Origin of the sequence: Microbacterium sp. (assembly GCF_052099035.1) — a bacterium.
Lineage (GTDB): Bacteria > Actinomycetota > Actinomycetes > Actinomycetales > Microbacteriaceae > Microbacterium.
The window spans coordinates 1-18,490 of sequence record NZ_JBQDSX010000021.1 but is presented as its reverse complement, the minus strand read 5'-3'; the positions used below and the strand labels follow the sequence as shown (position 1 = coordinate 18,490).

General features: G+C 66.1%; 15 protein-coding genes, 1 tRNA gene and 1 pseudogene. 9 read left to right on the top strand and 8 right to left on the bottom strand.

Features of this window, described 5'->3' with window-relative positions:
* Nucleotides 1–2: 2 nt before the first annotated feature.
* The 3 genes from ACTIAO_RS08675 to ACTIAO_RS08665 form a co-directional block, all read right to left on the bottom strand.
* Complete coding sequence (locus tag ACTIAO_RS08675) at nucleotides 3–2,399, bottom strand: phosphoketolase family protein (RefSeq protein WP_441905890.1); 2,397 nt, start codon at nucleotides 2,397–2,399, stop codon at nucleotides 3–5.
* A gap of 70 nt (nucleotides 2,400–2,469) precedes the next feature.
* Nucleotides 2,470–2,595, bottom strand: coding sequence for a methionine/alanine import family NSS transporter small subunit (locus ACTIAO_RS08670; protein WP_441905889.1), 126 nt, complete (start codon nucleotides 2,593–2,595; stop codon nucleotides 2,470–2,472).
* A gap of 5 nt (nucleotides 2,596–2,600) precedes the next feature.
* On the bottom strand, nucleotides 2,601–4,208 hold the full coding sequence (locus tag ACTIAO_RS08665) for a sodium-dependent transporter (RefSeq protein ID WP_441905888.1): 1,608 nt from the start codon (nucleotides 4,206–4,208) through the stop codon (nucleotides 2,601–2,603).
* 63 nt (nucleotides 4,209–4,271) lie between these two features.
* Between ACTIAO_RS08665 and ACTIAO_RS08660 the strand changes: the two genes are divergently transcribed.
* The 3 genes from ACTIAO_RS08660 (at nucleotide 4,272) to ACTIAO_RS08650 (ending at nucleotide 7,935) form a co-directional block, all read left to right on the top strand.
* Entirely contained in the window at nucleotides 4,272–5,441 is a 1,170-nt protein-coding gene (locus tag ACTIAO_RS08660) for a PIG-L deacetylase family protein (RefSeq protein ID WP_441905887.1), read from the top strand.
* A gap of 89 nt (nucleotides 5,442–5,530) precedes the next feature.
* Nucleotides 5,531–6,943 carry an FAD-binding oxidoreductase gene (locus tag ACTIAO_RS08655; RefSeq protein ID WP_441905886.1) on the top strand — a complete coding sequence of 471 codons (1,413 nt, stop codon included), beginning with the start codon at nucleotides 5,531–5,533 and terminating at the stop codon, nucleotides 6,941–6,943.
* Entirely contained in the window at nucleotides 6,940–7,935 is a 996-nt protein-coding gene (locus tag ACTIAO_RS08650; RefSeq protein ID WP_441905885.1) for a pirin family protein, read from the top strand. The genes ACTIAO_RS08655 and ACTIAO_RS08650 overlap by 4 nt, the downstream gene beginning before the upstream one ends.
* A gap of 11 nt (nucleotides 7,936–7,946) precedes the next feature.
* On the opposite strand, the gene ACTIAO_RS08645 is transcribed toward ACTIAO_RS08650, so the two are convergent.
* From ACTIAO_RS08645 to ACTIAO_RS08625, 5 genes are all read right to left on the bottom strand, one after another.
* Nucleotides 7,947–9,476 carry an MDR family MFS transporter gene (locus tag ACTIAO_RS08645; RefSeq protein ID WP_441905884.1) on the bottom strand — a complete coding sequence of 510 codons (1,530 nt, stop codon included), beginning with the start codon at nucleotides 9,474–9,476 and terminating at the stop codon, nucleotides 7,947–7,949.
* Nucleotides 9,473–10,090 (bottom strand): TetR/AcrR family transcriptional regulator, encoded by a 618-nt coding sequence (locus ACTIAO_RS08640; RefSeq protein WP_441905883.1) that lies wholly within the window; start codon nucleotides 10,088–10,090, stop codon nucleotides 9,473–9,475. The genes ACTIAO_RS08645 and ACTIAO_RS08640 overlap by 4 nt, the downstream gene beginning before the upstream one ends.
* Before the next feature lie 141 nt (nucleotides 10,091–10,231).
* The gene (locus ACTIAO_RS08635) at nucleotides 10,232–11,491 is read right to left on the bottom strand and encodes a D-arabinono-1,4-lactone oxidase (RefSeq protein WP_441905882.1); all 1,260 of its coding nucleotides are present in this window, start codon (nucleotides 11,489–11,491) and stop codon (nucleotides 10,232–10,234) included.
* A gap of 100 nt (nucleotides 11,492–11,591) precedes the next feature.
* A tRNA-Ser gene (locus tag ACTIAO_RS08630) sits at nucleotides 11,592–11,680 on the bottom strand.
* A gap of 72 nt (nucleotides 11,681–11,752) precedes the next feature.
* A complete protein-coding gene (locus ACTIAO_RS08625; RefSeq protein ID WP_441905881.1) occupies nucleotides 11,753–12,796 on the bottom strand; it encodes a LacI family DNA-binding transcriptional regulator in 1,044 nt (347 codons plus the stop codon).
* Between the two features lie 98 nt (nucleotides 12,797–12,894).
* Between ACTIAO_RS08625 and ACTIAO_RS08620 the strand changes: the two genes are divergently transcribed.
* From ACTIAO_RS08620 to ACTIAO_RS08595, 6 genes and pseudogenes are all read left to right on the top strand, one after another.
* Nucleotides 12,895–14,409: a sugar ABC transporter ATP-binding protein gene (locus ACTIAO_RS08620; protein WP_441905880.1), complete on the top strand. Its 1,515-nt coding sequence runs from the start codon at nucleotides 12,895–12,897 to the stop codon at nucleotides 14,407–14,409.
* A 23-nt stretch (nucleotides 14,410–14,432) separates the two neighbouring features.
* Nucleotides 14,433–15,425 carry an ABC transporter permease gene (locus ACTIAO_RS08615; protein WP_441905926.1) on the top strand — a complete coding sequence of 331 codons (993 nt, stop codon included), beginning with the start codon at nucleotides 14,433–14,435 and terminating at the stop codon, nucleotides 15,423–15,425.
* Nucleotides 15,422–16,525, top strand: coding sequence for an ABC transporter permease (locus tag ACTIAO_RS08610; RefSeq protein WP_441905879.1), 1,104 nt, complete (start codon nucleotides 15,422–15,424; stop codon nucleotides 16,523–16,525). The genes ACTIAO_RS08615 and ACTIAO_RS08610 overlap by 4 nt, the downstream gene beginning before the upstream one ends.
* Nucleotides 16,522–17,559: a rhamnose ABC transporter substrate-binding protein gene (rhaS, locus tag ACTIAO_RS08605; protein WP_441905878.1), complete on the top strand. Its 1,038-nt coding sequence runs from the start codon at nucleotides 16,522–16,524 to the stop codon at nucleotides 17,557–17,559. The genes ACTIAO_RS08610 and rhaS overlap by 4 nt, the downstream gene beginning before the upstream one ends.
* A gap of 54 nt (nucleotides 17,560–17,613) precedes the next feature.
* Entirely contained in the window at nucleotides 17,614–17,976 is a 363-nt protein-coding gene (locus tag ACTIAO_RS08600) for an L-rhamnose mutarotase (RefSeq protein ID WP_441905877.1), read from the top strand.
* A pseudogene (locus tag ACTIAO_RS08595) lies at nucleotides 17,973–18,490 on the top strand (L-rhamnose isomerase); the annotation flags it as partial. The gene ACTIAO_RS08600 and the pseudogene ACTIAO_RS08595, both read left to right, overlap by 4 nt.

The window sequence follows — 18,490 nt, the reverse complement described above, 5'->3', positions numbered from 1 at the left end:
CGCTAAGCCGGTTCGTCCACATCATCGAGGCCCTTGACACCGAAGCGATGCGCGGCGAAAGTCCAATCCGCGATCGCGGGAATGTCGACGCCGTGCTCGCGGGTGTACTGACGCGCCCGCTCACGTGCCGTCACCAGCTGCGCGCGAACATCCGCATGCTCCTCGGCGAGGCCAGGCACGCGATCGATCGCGTCGATCGCGAGCTGATATCGGTCGATGTCGTTGAGCATGAGCATGTCGAACGGGGTCGTGGTGGTGCCGCGCTCCTTGTATCCGTGCACGTGCAGGTTCTGATGTCCGTTCCGCTTGTACGTGAGCCGGTGGATCAGCGAGGGATAGCCGTGGAACGCGAAAACGACGGGGCGGTCGGTCGTGAAGAGCGCGTCGAAGGCATCATCATCGAGACCCTCTGGGTGCTGTTCCGGTGTCTGCAGGGTGGCGAGGTTGACGACATTCACGACGCGGACCTTCAGATCCGGGATGCTGTCACGCAGCAGTTCCGCGGCGGCGATGACCTCCTGCGTCGGGACATCGCCGGCGGCGGCGAGCACGATGTCCGGGGTCTCATCCGCTCGCGCGTTTCCGGCCCACGGCAGCTCTCCGATTCCCCGTCGGACGTGCGCGCGGGCCTCGTCGAGGTTCAGCCACTGCGGTGCGGGTTTCTTGCCGGCGACCACCACGTTGATGCGGTCGGTGGCCTCGAGGCACTGCGCCATGGTGACCAGCAGCGTGTTCGCGTCGAACGGCAGATACACGCGCACGATGTCGACGCTCTTGTTCAGCACAAGGTCGATGAACCCAGGGTCCTGATGCGTGAAGCCGTTGTGGTCCTGCTGCCACACATGGCTCGAGAGCAGATATGTGAATGCGGGCAGCGGTTCGCGCCACGGCACCCCGGCGGATGCCTCGAGCCATTTCGCGTGCTGGTTGAACATCGAGTCGACAATGTGGATGAACGCCTCGTACGAGGTGAACACTCCGTGCCGCCCGGTGAGCGTGTACCCCTCCAGCCAGCCCTGGCACTGGTGCTCGCTGAGCACCTCCATCACTCGTCCGTGCGGCGCGAGATGCTCATCGACGGGTTCACCGAGGGCGTTCCATTGCTTGTCGGTCGTCTCGAAGACCACAGCGAGACGGTTGGACTCGAGTTCATCCGGACTGAAGATACGGAAGGTCTCCGGATTGCGGCCGATGACATCGGCGAACCAGCCGCCGAGAACTTCGGTCGCACCCGCATCGACACCGCCAGGGGCGTCGATCGAAACGGCATGGCCGTCGAGTCCTGGCAGATCCAGTGCTCGGCGGGCGGCCCCGCCATTCGCCTGCGGGACAGCGCTCATGCGTCGGGTGCCCCGCGGCCCCCATCCGGCCGTCGCTTCCTGCGGCACCCCTGCGTCGTCGAACAGCTCGGCCGGCCGGTACGAGCGCAGCCATTCCTCCAGCATCCGCCGGTGGTCCTGATCGTCGCGCACCTCGCCGAGAGGCACCTGGTGCGATCGCCATGTGCCCTCGACTGGCTTGCCATCGACCTCTTCGGGACCGGTCCATCCCTTGGGTGAGCGGAGCACGATCATCGGCCATGCGCGGCGTTCACCCTCGGCGGCGGCGGCGCGCACCGCGTCGATGCCCTCGAACGCGCGATCCAGCGCCTCGGCGAATCGTGCGTGCGCTGCGGCCTCTGGCTCTGACGCTGCGATCGTGACGAAGATCGGGTCATAGCCGTACCCGGTCATGAGCGCGGCCAGCTCTTCCTCGGGGATGCGCGCGAGGATCGTGGGATTCGCGATCTTCCAGCCGTTGAGGTGCAGGATCGGCAGCACCATGCCGTCGCGGCGAGGATCGAGGAACTTGTTTCCGTGCCAGGCCGTCGCCAGCGGACCCGTCTCTGCTTCACCGTCTCCGACGACGCATACGACGGTGAGGTCGGGATCATCGAGAACAGCACCAAAGGCGTGGGCGAGAGAGTAACCGAGTTCTCCACCCTCCTGGATGGACCCGGGCGTCTCCGGTGCGGTGTGGCTCGGCACGCCGCCGGGGTAGGAGAACTGCTGGAAGAGCTCTCGCATACCGGTGGCATCCCGGGTGACGTCGGAGTACAGCTCCGAATAGGTGCCCTCGAGCCAGGCGTTGGCGTTCATCGCCGGCCCGCCGTGCCCGGGTCCGGCGACGAAGAGCACCGGCTCATCGCGTTCGACGATGATGCGGTTCAGATGCGCGTAGATGAAGTTGAGGCCCGGAACAGTCCCGAAGTGGCCCAGCAAGCGCGGCTTGATGTCCTCCGTGCGCAGTGGGCGGGCCAGCATCGCGTCGTCCTGCAGATAGATCTGTCCGACACTCAAATAGTTCGCCGCACGCCACCAGCGATCGATCTGTTCCAGCATCTTCTCGTTCGTTGCCATGCCCCCCTCGATACGCACGTTATCCAGTGCTGTCAAGGGGGACGACACAGCCCCGCCTACTGTGGTGGGTTCACAGTTCGACGGGAGGCGCCGGCTCCGTCTCCGCTTCCTCAGGATGCCGCGCAAGGTTCACGATCGCGGCGATCAGACCGCCCCAGACCGTGACCATGGCGATGATCATGAAGGTGATCGCCATCGGAGTCATTCGCCTGCTCCCTTCATCGTCCGGATCGTGCCTGTCTCGGCATCCGGCTCGTAATGCTCCTCTTCGAGGAAGTCGTCGTACTCCGGGTCATCCTTCGCGTGCGAACGCTTGTTCCACGGGATGAGCGAGAGCAGGATGGCGAGGACGACGAGCGCGATGACCATGCCCCATCCGAAGATCGACAGGAACCACTCGGGGTAGCCCTCGTACGGGTTCTGGATCTTCGTGATCAACTCGCTGATGAACAGGTACCCCAGCACGATCGGGGCGAGCAGGCCCACCAGGATCTTCCAGATCAGACCGACGCGGAAACTCGATCGACGGTTCAGATGCTCCTGCAGGACGGGCAGCTTGTGCAGCAGCCAGGCCACGACGATGACCGCCACGAGGGCGACTGCCATGATGCCGAAGGCGTTGACGAAGGCATCTGTCGTGTCGAGCACGGCGAGCGCGGTCGTCGTCGAGAAGAACGCCATCGAGATCACCGCGAGAGGGATGGTGACGGTGAGAGTTGCGCGCACGCGTCCCCACCCGAGCTTGTCCTGGATGGCGGCGACGATGACTTCGAGGATCGAGATCATCGACGTCAGCCCCGCAAAGGTCAGAGCGCCGAAGAAGAGCACACCGATGATGGGGCCGCCAGCGGCCTGCGAGACGATCGTCGGAAAGGCGACGAACGCGAGGCCGATCCCGGCGGATGCGACATCTGACACCTGGGCGGACTGAGCCTGCGCCATGAAACCGAGCGCTGCGAAGACGCCGATGCCGGCAAGGATCTCAAAACCCGAGTTCGCGAATCCGACCACGAGGCCGGAGCCGGTGAGGTCGGTCTTGCGCTTGAGGTACGACGAGTACGTGACCATGATGCCGAAGGCCACCGACAGCGAGAAGAAGATGTGGCCGTAGGCACTCGCCCAGACCGCAGGGTCGCCGAGGGCCGCCCAGTTCGGGGTGAAGAAGGCGTTCAGCCCATCCATCGCACCGGGGAGGAACAGCGACTGGACGACGAGCACGATGAACATGACAGTCAGCAGCGGCAGCAGCACCGTGTTGGCGCGGCCGATGCCGCGCTTGACGCCGAGCCCCATGATCACGATGGTGACCAGCCACACGATCAGCAGCGGAACGCCGACCTGCGGGACGAACTCCATCGAGACACCGGTGGACACGTCGCCCATGTTCAAGAACTCGCCGAAGAAGAAGTCGTTTTCGTTGCCGGCACCCCACGACAGCTGCGCCGAGAACCACGTGTACATCGCTGCCCACGCGATGATCACGGCGTAGTAGACGGAGATCACCACGCAGATGAGCACCTGCCACCAGCCGAGGGGCTCGGCTGCGCGATGCAGACGGCGGAACGCGAGCGGCGCGGAGCCGCGGAAGCGGTGTCCGATCGCGTAATCGAAGAACAGCAGCGGAATACCGGCGGTCAGAAGTGCACACAGGTACGGGATGAGGAACGCGCCGCCCCCGCCTTCGTACGCGACGTACGGGAACCGCCAGATATTGCCGAGGCCGACGGCGGAACCGATGGCGGAGAGAATGAAGACGTTACGGGAGCCGAATGCCTCGCGCTTCGGGGCCCGCGATGGTGCGGTGGTCATGCGGCGACTTTACCGGAACCTGGCAATAGACTGTGGGGGAACTTCGGGGGGGACGACGCGCGTATGCGGCGACACACATCAGCGATCGGCATCGCACTTCTGATCGGCACGCTTGTGCTCAGTGGGTGCAGCTCACCGTCCGCGGCGGACGACCCCAGCGGCCCACGGGTGCACGCCACCGCCACGATCCCGCCGCCGCCGCCGCCCAACGACCTCGGCGACGAACGGATCGCGCAGATCGTCACGGTCGAGTGCCCGGGAGCTGTGACCGAGGATGTCGTCCGCGCACTCGTGCAGCCCCAGGCGGATGCCGTCGACTTCTTCGCCTCCACGCAGCAGTGCGGTGACATCGCCTCGGTGATCGCCGTGGGCGACGGCGCCCCCTCGTTCGTGTCGCCGATGCAGTACGTCGATGCGCCCTGCCCCGCGGGAACGCTGTTCACTATCTGGGCGCACTACGACGATGATCTGATCTTCGGCAGCCCCACGATTCCGCAGGCCCTCGATGCCGGCCAGTGCGTCCGGAACCTGTACCTGACCGGGTCGGATGCCGGTATGGGGCTGGACTACGGATACGGCCGCGAGGACGGCCTGCGCGATGCCTACGACATCCTGCTCGGTGCTCCGTTGGAGTGGGAGCAGCGCACGGTCACCCTTGCCAATGGGCTCACGCTGGCGACCAGCCGCCCGATCGGTGACGGGCGCGTCACCCTCTTCTTCCTGAGGCTTCCCGACGGAGGACTGAATGCCGGCGGCTTCCCCGCCACCGGATGGGAGAGTCTCCCGCAGCTCCTCAATGGCACCCTCAGCGAGCTGCACATGATCGATGCCGGAACGCCTGTGTCGCTGGACAGCATCAGCTCCACGGTGGTGGAGCTGTACAACGCCTATCAGCCCGAGACGGTGATGGCCCATCTGCCGGGCAGCGCCGAGGGGACCAGCGGCGATCACCCCGATCATCAGGTCACCGGCGACATCGTCATGGGCACAGCGGACTCCGGCCAGGTCGACCCGGCCCGCGTGATCTACGCGCAGGGGTACCCCAGCGAGGGGCGGGAACAGAACCTCGATGGCGACGTGCTGCAGCGCAAGCTCGATGCGTTCGCCGCCTACGCCGCGCACGACCCGGTGATCCACTGCTCAACAGCGGACTCCTGCGTCAATGTGCGACACTTCGGGGCGTGGCTGCTGCGCCAGTACCTGATCCCGCACGCGGAGATCGTGCGACCGTAGCGCCTCTCCCCACGGACCGTGGGGCCATAGCGCCTCTCCCCGCGGGTCGTTGAGCGAGCGAAGCGAGACGAAACGCGTACTGTGAGGGGATGCCCGAGACGACGACGTCCCTGACTGACCGGCTGATCGAAGCACTGCCCGATGGAGCGATCATCACCGATCCGGCATCGATGGATGCGTACCGGTGGGACCGCGCGAACGACCCCCTCGCGGGAGTCCCGCTCGCCGTCGTGCGGGCGACCTCGACCGAGGATGTGCAAGCCGTTGTGCGGCTGGCAGCAGAAACGGGAACAGCGGTGATTCCGCGGGGCGCAGGCTCAGGGCTCTCCGGTGGCAGCTCGGCGGTGGACGGTGCGATCGTGCTGTCACTGGATCGGATGCGTGAGATCCGCATCGACGCGGACACGCGGATGGCGGTAGTGCAGCCGGGAGCGTTCAACGCCGAGGTGAAGGCCGCGGCATCCGCTCAGGGGCTCTGGTATCCGCCCGACCCGTCCTCGTTCGAATTCTGCTCGATCGGCGGGAACGTCGCGACGAACGCGGGCGGGCTGTGCTGTGTGAAGTACGGCGTGACGACGGATTACGTTCTCGGTATGACGGTCGTGCTCGCTGATGGGCGCGCGGTGCGCCTGGGCGGGCCGCGCGTGAAGGATGTCGCCGGGCTCTCGCTGACGAAGCTGTTCGTGGGCAGCGAGGGGACGCTCGGTGTGATCACGGAGGTCATCCTCCGGCTCGTTCCTGCGCAGCTTCCCCCGACGACGCTGGTCGCGATCTTCCCGACGCTCGATGGTGCGACCCGGGCGGTTCTCGACATCACGAGGGCGACGCGCCCGTCGATGCTGGAGTTCATGGATCGGCCGACGATCCAAGCCGTGGAGGCCGCGACGCGGATGGGACTGGACGTGGATGCTGCGGCGATGCTCGTCATCCAGTCGGACAACCATGCGGATGCCGCGGCCGAGGAGATCGCGATCATCGAGGAGATCTGCCTCACCCGAGGTGCCACGGAGTGCTTCGCGACAGCGGATCCGGATGAGGGCGAAGCATTCGTGCAGGCGCGGCGCATGGCGATTCCCGCGGTCGAGCGGATGGGCACGATTCTGCTCGAAGACGTCGGTGTGCCGATCCCCCGTCTCGGCGACCTCGTCCTCGGGATCGAGGAGATCGCTGCTCGGCGTGAGCTGACCATCGCTGTTCTTGCTCATGCGGGTGATGGCAACACGCATCCACTGCTCGTGTTCGATCCGGCCGACGACGCACAGCGCGAGCGCGCGCACGTCGCCTATGGCGAGATCATGGATCTCGCCATCTCACTGGGCGGCACGATCACGGGTGAGCACGGCGTCGGCCGGCTGAAGCAGCCCTGGCTCGGCGACTACCTGGGCGAGGACGTGCTCGAGCTCAATGAGCGGATCAAGCACGCGCTGGATCCGCAGGGGATACTGAATCCGGGGGCAGTTTTCGCCACACCGCTCGACGCGGAGAACGGAGCGCACCGATGACGAATCTCGAGAAGAGGCCTGAAGAGGAAGTGCTCGCGTCCGGCGAGCCGTGCATCGGTGTCGAGGTGCTCGACCCGCGGGAGGTTCCGCTCGGTGGTCCGCGGGCGATGACCGTGTACCGCACGCTCCCGTCGAAGGGGCGCTCGTTCGTCGGCGCGTGGTGCTTCCTCGATCACTATGGTCCGGATGATGTCGCGGACACCGGCGGGATGGAGGTTCCGCGGCATCCGCACACCGGGCTCGCGACGGTCTCGTGGCTGTTCACCGGAAGCATCGACCACCTCGATTCCGGCGGCAATGCCGCCGAGGTGCGGCCGGGTGAGCTGAACCTGATGATCGCGGGACGCGGCATCACGCACTCCGAGATCAGCACGCCCGAGACCCGCACCCTCCACGGCGTGCAGCTCTGGTACGCGATGCCCGAATCGACGCGGTTCGGCGACAACGCGTTCATCCACTACGTGCCGGATGCTGTGACGCGCCCCGGCCTGTCGGCACGCGTCTTCGTCGGCGAGCTGCTGGGCAGTTCCGCTCCCGTCGACACTCGGACGCCCGACCTGCTCGGCGCGGAGCTCGTGCTCGAGCCCGGAGCATCCATCACGCTCACCGTGCGCACGGATTTCGAGCACGGTGTCCTGGCGGAAACCGGCACGGTCTCGGTGAATGGCACGCCCCTCGCGCATCGCGCGCTCGCCTACGTGCCGACCGGATCCGACACGCTCCAGATCACGGCGGGCCCAGAAGGCGCGCGCGTGATTCTGCTGGGTGGCGTACCCCTCGGCGAGCGCATCGTGATGTGGTGGAACTTCATCGGTCGCTCGCACGAGGAAGTCGTGGAGTTCCGCCGCCGCTACCAGTCAGAGCTGGGATTCGAGCCGGTGGATCCGGCCGATGCGGGCAAGCCGAAACTGTTCGGGGACTTCCCCGCCGGTCAGCGCGATCCACTGCCTGCACCGCCGCTACCCATGGTGCGGTTGAAGGCGCGGGAGTAGGTTGCCCGGCTTTACTCGTCGCGGTCGACGGTCGTCCTGAGCGGCACTTCCTTGATGAAGCAGAGCAGGATGAGGGCGATGACGGCGAGCGGTGCCATGCCAAGCAGGAGTGGGGTGAGCGCGTCGCTGTAGCCGTGCACCACGATGTCGCGCACGGGGCCGGGGAGATCGAGCACGCTGTGCGGGGTGAGCGAGGCGACGTCTCCGATCTGTGCGCTGGCGTCATCCGACGGCATCCGCTCTCCGATGATGTTCACCAGCCGCACGGCGAAAAGGCTCCCGATCACCGCACTGCCGAGCGATGCACCGATCTGCCGGAAGAAGTTGTTCGACGCGGTCGCTGTGCCGACCACTCGATTCGGAAAGGTGTTCTGCACGATCAGCACGAGGATCTGCATGTTGGTTCCGAGGCCCATGCCCAGCAGGCCCACATCGATGCAGAAGCGCCAGAGGGGCGTCTCGGGCGTCATCATGCCCAGTTGCACGAGCCCGAGTGCGACCAGCGCCGCGCCGGCGATCGGCATCCATTTGTAGCGGCCGTACTTGCTCACCAGCCATCCGCTGGCGAGCGAGGTGACCAGCATCATGCCCATCATCGGGACCATGAGAATGCCGGCCGTCGTCGCATCCTCGCCGAACGACATCTGCAGGTACGTCGGCAGATAACCGATCGCTCCGAACATCGCGACGCCGATGAGCAGCCCCGCCGAGGTGGTGAGGATGAAGTTGCGGTGCCGGAACAGCTCCAGGGGGATGATCGGTTCCGTCGCACGCCGCTCGGCAACGATGAAGAGGGCGGTGAACAGCACGGTCGACGCGATGAGCCCCAGGATGACCGGGGACGTCCATTCGTAGTCGTTGCCACCCCAGGAGGCGACGAGGATGAGGCTCGCTGTTGCCGCGGCGAGCGTCATCATGCCCCACACATCGACCTTCGGTCTCGAGGTCGTACCGCGCGGCAGGCGCAGTAGGAAGATCGCCGCTGCGAGCGCGAGGATGCCGAGCGGAATATTGAGCCAGAACGTCCAGCGCCAGCCGACGCCCTCGGTGAGCCAGCCGCCGAGGAGAGGGCCCGCCACCGACGACACGGCGAAGACCGCGCCGATGATGCCCATGTACTTGCCGCGCTCGCGCGCAGGAATGACGTCGGCGACGATGGTCTGCGACAGGATGATGAGCCCGCCGCCGCCGAGTCCCTGCACGACGCGTGCGGCGATGAGCATGGTCATATTGGGCGCGAGCGCACCGATGACGGAACCCGTCATGAAGATCAGGATGGCGAAGATCATCGGTCCCTTGCGGCCGATGAGGTCGCTCATCTTGCCGTAGATCGGCATCATGATCGTCGAGGCGAGGATGTAGGCGGTCATCACCCACAGCATCTGGTCGACACCGCCGAGCTCTCCCACCATCGTGGGCATCGCAGCGCTCAGCACCGTCTGACTCAGCGAGGCGAGCAGCATCGCGAGCACGAGGCCGATGAAGAGCAGGACGATGCCTCGGCGCGATTCGTGGGAGCGGGGGCGTGTGGTTGCGGTCATGGCAGCGTGTTCAGCACCTCTCGAAGCATGCGCAGACTCTCGTCGGCCTGCGGGCGGATGCTGGCGGTCGATGTGTGGTCGGCGACGATCTTGCGGATGCTCAGGCGAAGAACCGCATTACAGGTGACGACCAGGGCACGGGCGGCGTCGTCGATGTCGGGAACGTCTCCGAAGGTGCCGGCAGCGCGCATCCGCTCCGCGACGACCTCGCCGATGCGCTGCTCGACGCCGATCATGCGCGCCCACTGGCGCTGCATGAGGTGCGGATGCTTGTGCATCAGCTCTTTGCGCTGAGTGATGAGCGTCTCGTCACTCGGTGTGAAGACGCCGATCATGAGGGTGAGGATGTCGCCGATGAGATCGTCCGAGGTTCCTTCCCTCAGCTCGGCGAGTTCGTCGTCGCTGGGCAGCCCCTCGTGCACGCCGACGAACGCGTCCTCTTTGCTCGGGTAGTAGTTGAAGAACGTGCGCGGCGAGATGTCGACACGGGCACTGATCTCGGCGACTGTCGCCGCGTCGGGTCCGAGCTCGATCGCCAGGTCGACCGCGGCGCGGTGAATCGCATCCCGCGTCTGCCGCTGCTTTCGGGCCCTCAGGCCTTCGGGTTGTTGCACCTGGCAATCATTGCACGCTCTGCAATCTTGCGCGAAATGCAGGTTCGCCGATCACACTCCCGCCTGCACTCCCTTACGGACGCCTTCCGAGCACATCTCGCGCTCGGGCGGGGGAAGTAGCGCCGCGACTGTGTCGAGGCGTCAGAGCCCGAGCCGCTGCAGGTACGCGTTGACGAATCGGCGTTCGGGGTCGAAGTCGTTCCGCAGCGCTGCGAAGTCGTGCCACCGGGGGTAGCGAGCGCGCACGTCGGCGCCATCGAGCGTGTAGACCTTGCCCCAGTGCGGGCGGGCGGATGCCGGCAGCGCCGCCTCGAGGGCCGGTAGCAGCGCGCGGACCGCCGGCTCGTCACTTCGCCAGGTGAAGTGCAGTGCGACAGCCTCCGTTCCGTAGGACGAACTCAACCACAGGTCGTCGGCCCGTACCGTGCGTATCTCGTTCACGAACAGCAGCGGGGCGATCCGGTCAGCGAGCGAGCGCACGGCCTCGATCGCTGCCACCGCATCGGCGCGCGGCACCAGGTACTCCGTCTGGATCTCTGCACCAGCCGACGGAGTGAACTCCAGGCGGAAATGCGGCAGCCGCTGGAACCAGGGCCCGGCAAGTCCGCCCTGATCGCTAGCTGCAGCGGGGTCTGCGCCGAGAATCGGATGCCGCGGCCCATCTGCCGGCTCAGCCTCGAGCCTGTGCGCGAGCTCCGCGCGGTCGCTGGAGCGCGCGTCCGGCTGCCGCTGCTTCACCCAGATCTGATCGGCGGCGTCCGTGCGCTGCCAGGTGGAGAAGATGCTCACGCTCGTGCCGGCGCCGGTCACGGCATCCAAATCGTCGAGGATCGCATCCCACTTCGGATGCTCGTACACGAACTGCGCGACCTGATAGGTCGGCTCGACGTCGAGAGTGAGGTCGAGCACCGCGCCGAGGGCACCCAGGCTCACGACCGCGCCGTCGAAGCCCGGTTCCCCGCGTGAAATCCGGCGAATCTCACCGCTTGCTGTCATGATCGTGAGCGCCCTCACCGCAGAGGAGAGCGATCCGGTGCGATCGCCCGAACCATGGGTGCCCGTCGCCACCGCTCCGGCGATCGAGATGTGCGGGAGGGAGGCGAGGTTCGCGAGCGCAAGCCCCTGCTCCTCGAGCACGGGAGCGATGTCGCCGTAGCGCGCCCCACCGGATACCCGCACGGCATCTACGGTGTCGGTGACCTCGATCTCGATCGGCAGGCGATCCAGCGCGAGCAGCGTTCCGTCCGTGTCCGCGATGTCGTTGAAGCTGTGGCGAGTGCCGAGGGTGCGCACCTGGCCGCCCCGCGTGATGAGGCTGCGCATCTCGTCGATCGATGCGGGATGCTCGACAGCGACCGCTCGGTAGCGGAAGTTGCCTGCCCAGTTCTGCTCGATGCCCATTGCGTAATCGTAGCGATGGGAGCTCTAGGTAAAGAACGGGTCCGGTCACCGCACGCTTGGGCAAACCGCGGAATCTGTGTTCTGACCAGGAAATTTTCGGCGGAGACGAGGGGATTCGAACCCCTGGTCCCCTTGCGAGGACTCCACCTTAGCAGGGTGGTGCACTAGGCCTGACTATGCGACGTCTCCAGGCATCCGAACCTTACGTGCGGACGCACTCAGCAATCATAACGGGTCTCGAAGACAGGGTCGAACCGCGGCTCACACACCGAGCGTTGAGGCCCTGGCCACGAGCTCCGGTTCGAACAGCACGTGCTGGTCCGCAGGCCGTTCCGCACCGAGAAGGAGGTCGACGCCGGTCGAGCCGATCAGACCCGCTGGCTGACGCACGGAGCTGAGCGGGATCACCGCGGCCGCTGCGTAGTCGATGTCGTCATATCCGATGAGCGCGATGTCTTCGGGTACGCGCGCGTGCCCGGTCATCACCAGGCTCTGGAGCATCCCGAGTGCGAGCAGATCGTTCGCCGCGAAAACAGCGTCGGGGCGGTCGGCCGCGCTCCGCGCCAAAAGCCGCTCGCCGGCCTTTCGCCCTTCGTCGACGCTGAGCGCGTCGGTCGCCACGAACTCGATGCCCACACCACTCTCCGCCGCGGCATCCTGCGCACCACGCAATCGATCCGAAACCTGCCTGAGCGTGACTGGCCCTCCGACGAAGGCGATCCGGCGGCGCCCTTGTTCGAGCAGATGCTGTGCGGCGATGCGGCCGCCCATGATGTCATCGACGGCGACGGATGCGAACCGCGAATCTTGGGACTCACGGTCCACGAGCACCGCGGGGATGCCGTGATCGCGCATGCGTACGAGCCGCGGCAGCGCCTCCTCCACCGGCGTGACCAGCACCCCGGCGACGCGCTGCTCCTCGAACAGCGCCAGATGCGTGGACTCTCGCTCCTGCTTCTCGTCGCTGTTGGCCACGAGTACGGAGTATCCGAGTTCGGCAGCCCTCTCTTCCGCTCCGCGAACCACTTCCGCGAAGAACGGGTTGCGGATGTCGAGCACGACGAGCCCGATCGACTTGCTCCGACCGGCACGGAGCTGCCGTGCGGCATCGTTGCGCACAAAACCAAGCCGAGCGATGGTCTCATGCACCTTCGCCACCGTCTCGGGGGCGACCTTCTCCGGCCGATTGAGCACGTTCGACACCGTGCCGACGGAGACCTGCGCGTCGATCGCCACGTCTCGCACACTCACCACGTCGAACCACCTCCCGCCAACACAGACCGCCGAATGAAACGAATCAGTCACGGACGAATCCGTCGCCTTGACATGTAATCAAAGCACAGTCTAAGTTCGAACGCATACCTTGATGAAACGATTCATTCATACTCAACGAAGAGAGCGACATGCCCCCAGTGTCACCGCAGCCGGTGCTGGAACTCGTCGATGTCCAGAAGGCGTTCGGTTCCGTCATCGCCCTCCGCTCCGCCACGATCGCGGTCGACGGCGGATCGATCCACGCACTCGTCGGCGAGAACGGTGCCGGAAAGTCGACCCTCGTCAAGATCGTCGCAGGCCTCTACCAGCGCGACGGAGGAACGTTCCGCCTCCACGGTGAAGACGTCGACTTCACGTCGACCGCCCAGTCGAAAGCATCCGGAATCGCGGTCATCTACCAGGAACCGACGCTCTTTCCCGATCTGTCCGTGACCGAGAACATCTTCATGGGACGCCAGCCCACGGGGCGCTTCGGCCGAATCGACCGCAAGGCGATGCGTCACGAGGTCGAGCGCCTGTTCACCCGGCTCGGCGTGACCATCGACCCGGACCGCCCCGCCGAGGGCCTGTCGATCGCCGACCAGCAGGTCATCGAGATCGCCAAGGCCGTCTCCCTCGACGCCAGCCTGCTCATCATGGATGAGCCCACCGCCGCTCTCTCCGGCGTCGAGGTCGACCGGCTCTTCGCGATCGCCCGGAGTCTGCGCGATGAGGGCCGCGCACTCATCTTCATCTCGCACCGTTTCGACGAGGTGTTCGCACTGTGCGACACGATCACGGTCATGCGCGACGGTGCCTACATCGCCACGAACGCGATCGCCGACACCGACGTCGATGAAATCGTTCGCCAGATGGTCGGCCGCGAAGTCACCGAACTCTTCCCCAAGCAGGAGACCACGGTGGGCGAGCCTCTGCTCGAAGTCGACGGGCTCGATCAGCCCGGCGTCTTCCACGACATCTCTTTCACCGTCCACTCCGGCGAGATCGTGAGTCTTGCCGGACTCGTCGGCGCCGGCCGCAGCGAGGTCGTCCGCGCCGTCTTCGGTGTCGACCCCTATCGCGACGGCACGGTGACGATGCGCGGACGCCGCATCCGCCGCGGCAACCCCACCGAGGCCATGCGAGCCGGTCTCGCACTCGTCCCCGAAGACCGCCGCAAGCAGGGCCTCGTGATCGAATCGGGCGTCGGCGGCAACATCACGCTCGCCATCCGTCGGCAGCTCGCGCGTGCCGGTCTCATCACGACGGGCATCGAGAACCGCGCTGCAAAAGAGTGGGCCAGCCGCCTCGAGGTCAAGACCCAGGCCCTGGACACCGTCGCTGCCACGCTCTCCGGCGGAAATCAGCAGAAGGTCGTTCTCGCCAAGTGGCTCGCCACGCAGCCGCAGGTGCTCATCATCGATGAGCCGACGCGCGGAATCGATGTCGGCACCAAGTCCGAGGTGCACCGGCTGCTGTCCGAACTCGCCGGTCAGGGAATGGGCATCCTCATGATCTCCTCCGAGCTGCCCGAAGTGCTCGGCATGGCCGACCGCGTCCTCGTCATGCGCGAGGGGCGCATCACCGCCGAGATCTCCCGCTCCGACGCAACGTCCGAGAACGTCATGTTCGCCGCAACCCACGCATCGGAGGCGCACTCGTGACCACCGGCATCCCCGTCTCCTCGATGACCAAGCACCTCTCGGTGCTCGGTCGAGCACGCGAGTTCGGCATCCTGCTCGCCCTCGTCCTCGTCGTCGTGGCCGCCACCCTCGGCAACCCGAAGTTCCTCTTCAGCGCCGACGGATGGCGCGACCTGCTGCTGACGCCGTCGATCCTCGTGCTCGTCGCCGTCGGTCAGGCCATCGTGCTCATCACCCGCAACGTCGATCTCTCGGTCGGCTCCGTGATGGGCTTGACCGCCTACCTCACCGGCCGCCTCTTCGTCGATGTGCCCGGCATTCCGATCGTCCTCGTCGTCATCGCCGCCGTCGTCTTCGGCGCACTGCTCGGACTGATCAACGGCGCACTCGTCGCCTTCGCCAAGGTCCCCGCCATGGTGATCACCCTCGGCACGCTCTACGCCTACCGCGGCATCAACGTGCTGTGGGCGGGAAGCGATCGCGTGAACGCCTCCGACATGCCGCGCGGGTTCCTCGGGCTCGGCACCGCGCAGATCCTCGGCATCCCGCTGCTCGCGATCGTCGCCCTCATCGTGCTCGCCGCCGCAGCCTGGTATCTGAAGAACACCCGCACGGGTCGGGAGTACTACGCGATCGGTTCGGATCCCGCCGCCGCCGAGCTGTACGGACTGCAGGTCACGCGTCGCGTGCTGACAGCATTCGTCCTCTCCGGCGCTCTGGCCGGTCTCGCCGGAGTGTTCTACGCCGCCCGGTACGGAACCATCAGCTCGCAGGCCGGATCCGGTTGGGAGCTCGACGCGGTCGGAGCCGCCGTCATCGGTGGTGTCGCCATCACCGGCGGCATCGGATCCGTGTGGGGTGCCGCCATCGGCGCCATGCTCCTGCTGACCATCAACCGCGCCCTGCCGATCCTCGGCATCCCGGACTTCTGGCAGCGCGCCGTCGTCGGCGCCCTCATCATCGGCGCGATCGTGCTCGACCGGGTCCTCGCAGTACGACAGAAACGGCAGCTCATCGAAGCGAGGGACCGATCATGACCACCGCTCTGGCATCGACCGCCTCCACGCGCGTCATCCGCGACTATGACAAACCGCTCTGGCGACGGCTGCTGTTCACTCCGGAAGCGGCGATCGTCGCGCTTCTTCTCCTGGTCGTGATCGTGTCGTCGGCCAGCATCCGCGGGTTCAGCCAGCCGATCACTCTCAGCTACCTCATCCTCGACATCGCCCCCATCCTGCTGATCGCCCTGCCGATGACGCTCGTCATGATCACCGGCGAGATCGACCTCTCGGTCGGCAGCATGGTGGGCCTGTCCAGCGTCGTCACCGGTGCGCTCGTCCAGGGCGGGATGCCGTTCGAGCTCGCCGCTCTCGCGGCACTGCTCGTCGGCGTGATCGGCGGCGCCTTCAACGGCTTCCTCGTCACGGTGGTCGGCCTGCCCTCACTCGCGGTCACGATCGGAACGCTCGCGCTGTTCCGCGGGCTGGCAGTCGGGATGCTGGGAAGCACCGCGGTGACCTCATTCCCACCGTTCTGGACCGACATCGCCAAGGCGAAGATCGCCGGCACACCGATTCCGCTGATCACCGTGCCGTTCCTCGTGCTCGTCGCCGTGTTCGCGATCCTGCTGCACTTCACCCCGTTCGGTCGCGGCATCTACGCCATCGGCCTCTCCAAAGAGGCAGCACGGTTCTCCGGCGTGCACGTCGAACAGACCAAGTTCATCCTGTTCGTGCTCTCCGGAACCGTCGCCGCATTCGCCGGCATCTACTACACGCTCCGCTTCGGAAGTGCCCGCGGCGACAACGCGACCGGCCTCGAGCTGCAGGTGATCGCCGCCGTCGTCCTCGGTGGGGTCTCCGTCTTCGGCGGCCGCGGCAAGATCTACGGCGTCATCGCCGCGGCGTTCCTCATCGGCGCGCTCGCCAGCGCCCTGAGACTGATCAACGTCACCTCCGACGTGATCAACATCATCACCGGCACCCTGCTGGTCATCTCGGTCGTCGCCGCCAGCATCCTCACCTGGTTGCAGAAGGCGCGCCGCCGACCGAGCCGTTCGACTCTCGGCGCACACAGCTCCACAACGCCGAAGGATGCTGCGCCCGCAGCATCCACCCACGAAAGGAAAGAACAATGACGTTTGCACGCAAGCGTGTGACCGCGTTCGCCGCCCTCGCGGTGGCCGCCGCGGTCGCTCTGACCGGATGCGCCGCCAGTGACGGCGGCGGCAGCGACGGCGGTTCCGACGGCGGAGACGCCAACCTCGCGATCACCTTCCTCCCCAAGAACCTCGGCAACCCCTACTTCGACACTTCCAGCAAGGGCGGCAAGGCAGCGGTTGAGGAGTTCGGCGGAACCTTCCAGGAAGTCGGCCCCTCCGAGGCGACCCCTGACGCACAGGTCAGCTACATCAACACCGCGACCCAGCAGGGCGTCGGCGCCCTCGTCGTCTCGGCGAACGACCCGCAGGCGATCTGCGATGCGCTCAATGAGGCTCGGGATGCCGGTGTGAAGGTCGTCACCTTCGACTCCGACACCAACACGGACTGCCGCGACCTGTTCATCAACCAGGCCGACTCCGAGGGCATCGCGAAGGTGCAGGCGGACCTCATCGCCGAGCAGATCGGTGGATCGGGCGAGATCGCGATCCTGTCGGCAGCGGCCAACGCGACGAACCAGAACGCCTGGATCGACCTGATGACCGAGTACATCGCCACCGAGTACCCCGACATCTCCATCGTCGAGACGGTATACGGCGACGACGACGACCAGATCTCATTCGATAAGACGGCAGCGCTGCTGCAGTCGCACCCCGACCTCAAGGGCATCGTCTCGCCTACCACGGTCGGCATCGCGGCAGCCGCGCGCTACCTCTCGACCTCGGACTACAAGGGCACGGTCGCGCTGACCGGTCTCGGCACTCCGAACCAGATGCGCGAGTACGTCGAGGACGGCACCGTCACCGCGTTCGCCCTGTGGAACCCCGAGGACCTCGGTTACCTCTCCGCCTTCGCAGCGCAGGCACTGATCGCCGGTGACATCACCGGCGCCGAGGGAGACACGTTCGAAGCCGGCGAGCTCGGTGAGTACTCCGTCGGCGCCGACGGAGTCGTGCTGCTCGGCGACCCGTTCGTGTTCGACGCGGACAACATCGGCGACTTCGACTTCTGAGTCGCCCGCCTGGCCGGCACACGCGTGCCGGCCAGGCCACACCGGAGGATGATCATGACCCGCCACTGCTTCCAGCTGCAGATCCGGCCTGAGATGCAGGACGAGTACATCGCACGACACTCCCCCGTCTGGCCCGAGATGCTCGCCGAGATCGCAGCATCCGGCCGGCGCAACTATTCGCTCTTCCTCGCCGACGGCGGGCAGCTCATCGGCTACTACGAGACCGATGATGACGAAGCCGCCCAGGCCTACCTCGCACAATCAGGGGTCGCCAGCCGCTGGGAAGCCTCGATGGCGAAGTTCTTCGTAGGCCTGGAAGGGCGTCCAGATCAGGCCGCGTCCCCTCTCACCCAAGTCTTCAACCTGGCGGACCAGCTCTCCGCCGTCGCATCCGATCACGAAAGCAGTGAACTATGAGCATCCTGTCTCCGGCCGTTCTCGCCGAGCTCGAGAAACAGTCCATCGAGCTCCCCTCGTGGGCGTTCGGCAACTCCGGCACCCGTTTCAAGGTGTTCGGGACGCCCGGCACACCGCGCGACCCGTGGGAGAAAATTGCGGATGCTGCGCAGGTCAACAAGTACACCGCTCTCGCGCCGGTCGTCGCGCTGCACATCCCGTGGGACCTCGTCGACTCCTACGATGACCTGCGCAAGCACGCTGAAGACCTCGGCGTCGCCCTCGGCACGATCAACTCGAACACGTTCCAGGACGACGACTACAAGTTCGGCGCCCTCACCCACGAGGATGCCGCGGTGCGCCAGAAGGCGATCGATCATCACCTCGCCTGCATCGACGTGATGGATGCCACGGGCAGCCGTGACCTGAAGATCTGGCTCGCCGAGGGCTCGAACTACCCCGGTCAGGCTGATCTGCGCGGTCGCCAGGACCGCCTGCATTCGTCTCTCGAGCAGATCTACGCCCGCCTCGGCGA

Bases quoted from the DNA above. Each gene is read 5' to 3' on its own strand.
- ACTIAO_RS08610 (WP_441905879.1), top strand. From the start codon at position 15,422: ATGACCACCGCTCTGGCATCGACCGCCTCCACGCGCGTCATCCGCGAC.
- ACTIAO_RS08655 (WP_441905886.1), top strand. From the start codon at position 5,531: ATGCCCGAGACGACGACGTCCCTGACTGACCGGCTGATCGAAGCACTG.
- ACTIAO_RS08670 (WP_441905889.1), bottom strand. From the start codon at position 2,595: ATGGCGATCACCTTCATGATCATCGCCATGGTCACGGTCTGGGGCGGT.
- ACTIAO_RS08620 (WP_441905880.1), top strand. From the start codon at position 12,895: ATGCCCCCAGTGTCACCGCAGCCGGTGCTGGAACTCGTCGATGTCCAG.
- rhaS (WP_441905878.1), top strand. From the start codon at position 16,522: ATGACGTTTGCACGCAAGCGTGTGACCGCGTTCGCCGCCCTCGCGGTG.
- ACTIAO_RS08675 (WP_441905890.1), bottom strand. From the start codon at position 2,399: ATGGCAACGAACGAGAAGATGCTGGAACAGATCGATCGCTGGTGGCGT.
- ACTIAO_RS08645 (WP_441905884.1), bottom strand. From the start codon at position 9,476: ATGACCGCAACCACACGCCCCCGCTCCCACGAATCGCGCCGAGGCATC.
- ACTIAO_RS08650 (WP_441905885.1), top strand. From the start codon at position 6,940: ATGACGAATCTCGAGAAGAGGCCTGAAGAGGAAGTGCTCGCGTCCGGC.
- ACTIAO_RS08635 (WP_441905882.1), bottom strand. From the start codon at position 11,491: ATGGGCATCGAGCAGAACTGGGCAGGCAACTTCCGCTACCGAGCGGTC.
- ACTIAO_RS08600 (WP_441905877.1), top strand. From the start codon at position 17,614: ATGACCCGCCACTGCTTCCAGCTGCAGATCCGGCCTGAGATGCAGGAC.
- ACTIAO_RS08660 (WP_441905887.1), top strand. From the start codon at position 4,272: ATGCGGCGACACACATCAGCGATCGGCATCGCACTTCTGATCGGCACG.
- ACTIAO_RS08665 (WP_441905888.1), bottom strand. From the start codon at position 4,208: ATGACCACCGCACCATCGCGGGCCCCGAAGCGCGAGGCATTCGGCTCC.
- ACTIAO_RS08615 (WP_441905926.1), top strand. From the start codon at position 14,433: ATGACCAAGCACCTCTCGGTGCTCGGTCGAGCACGCGAGTTCGGCATC.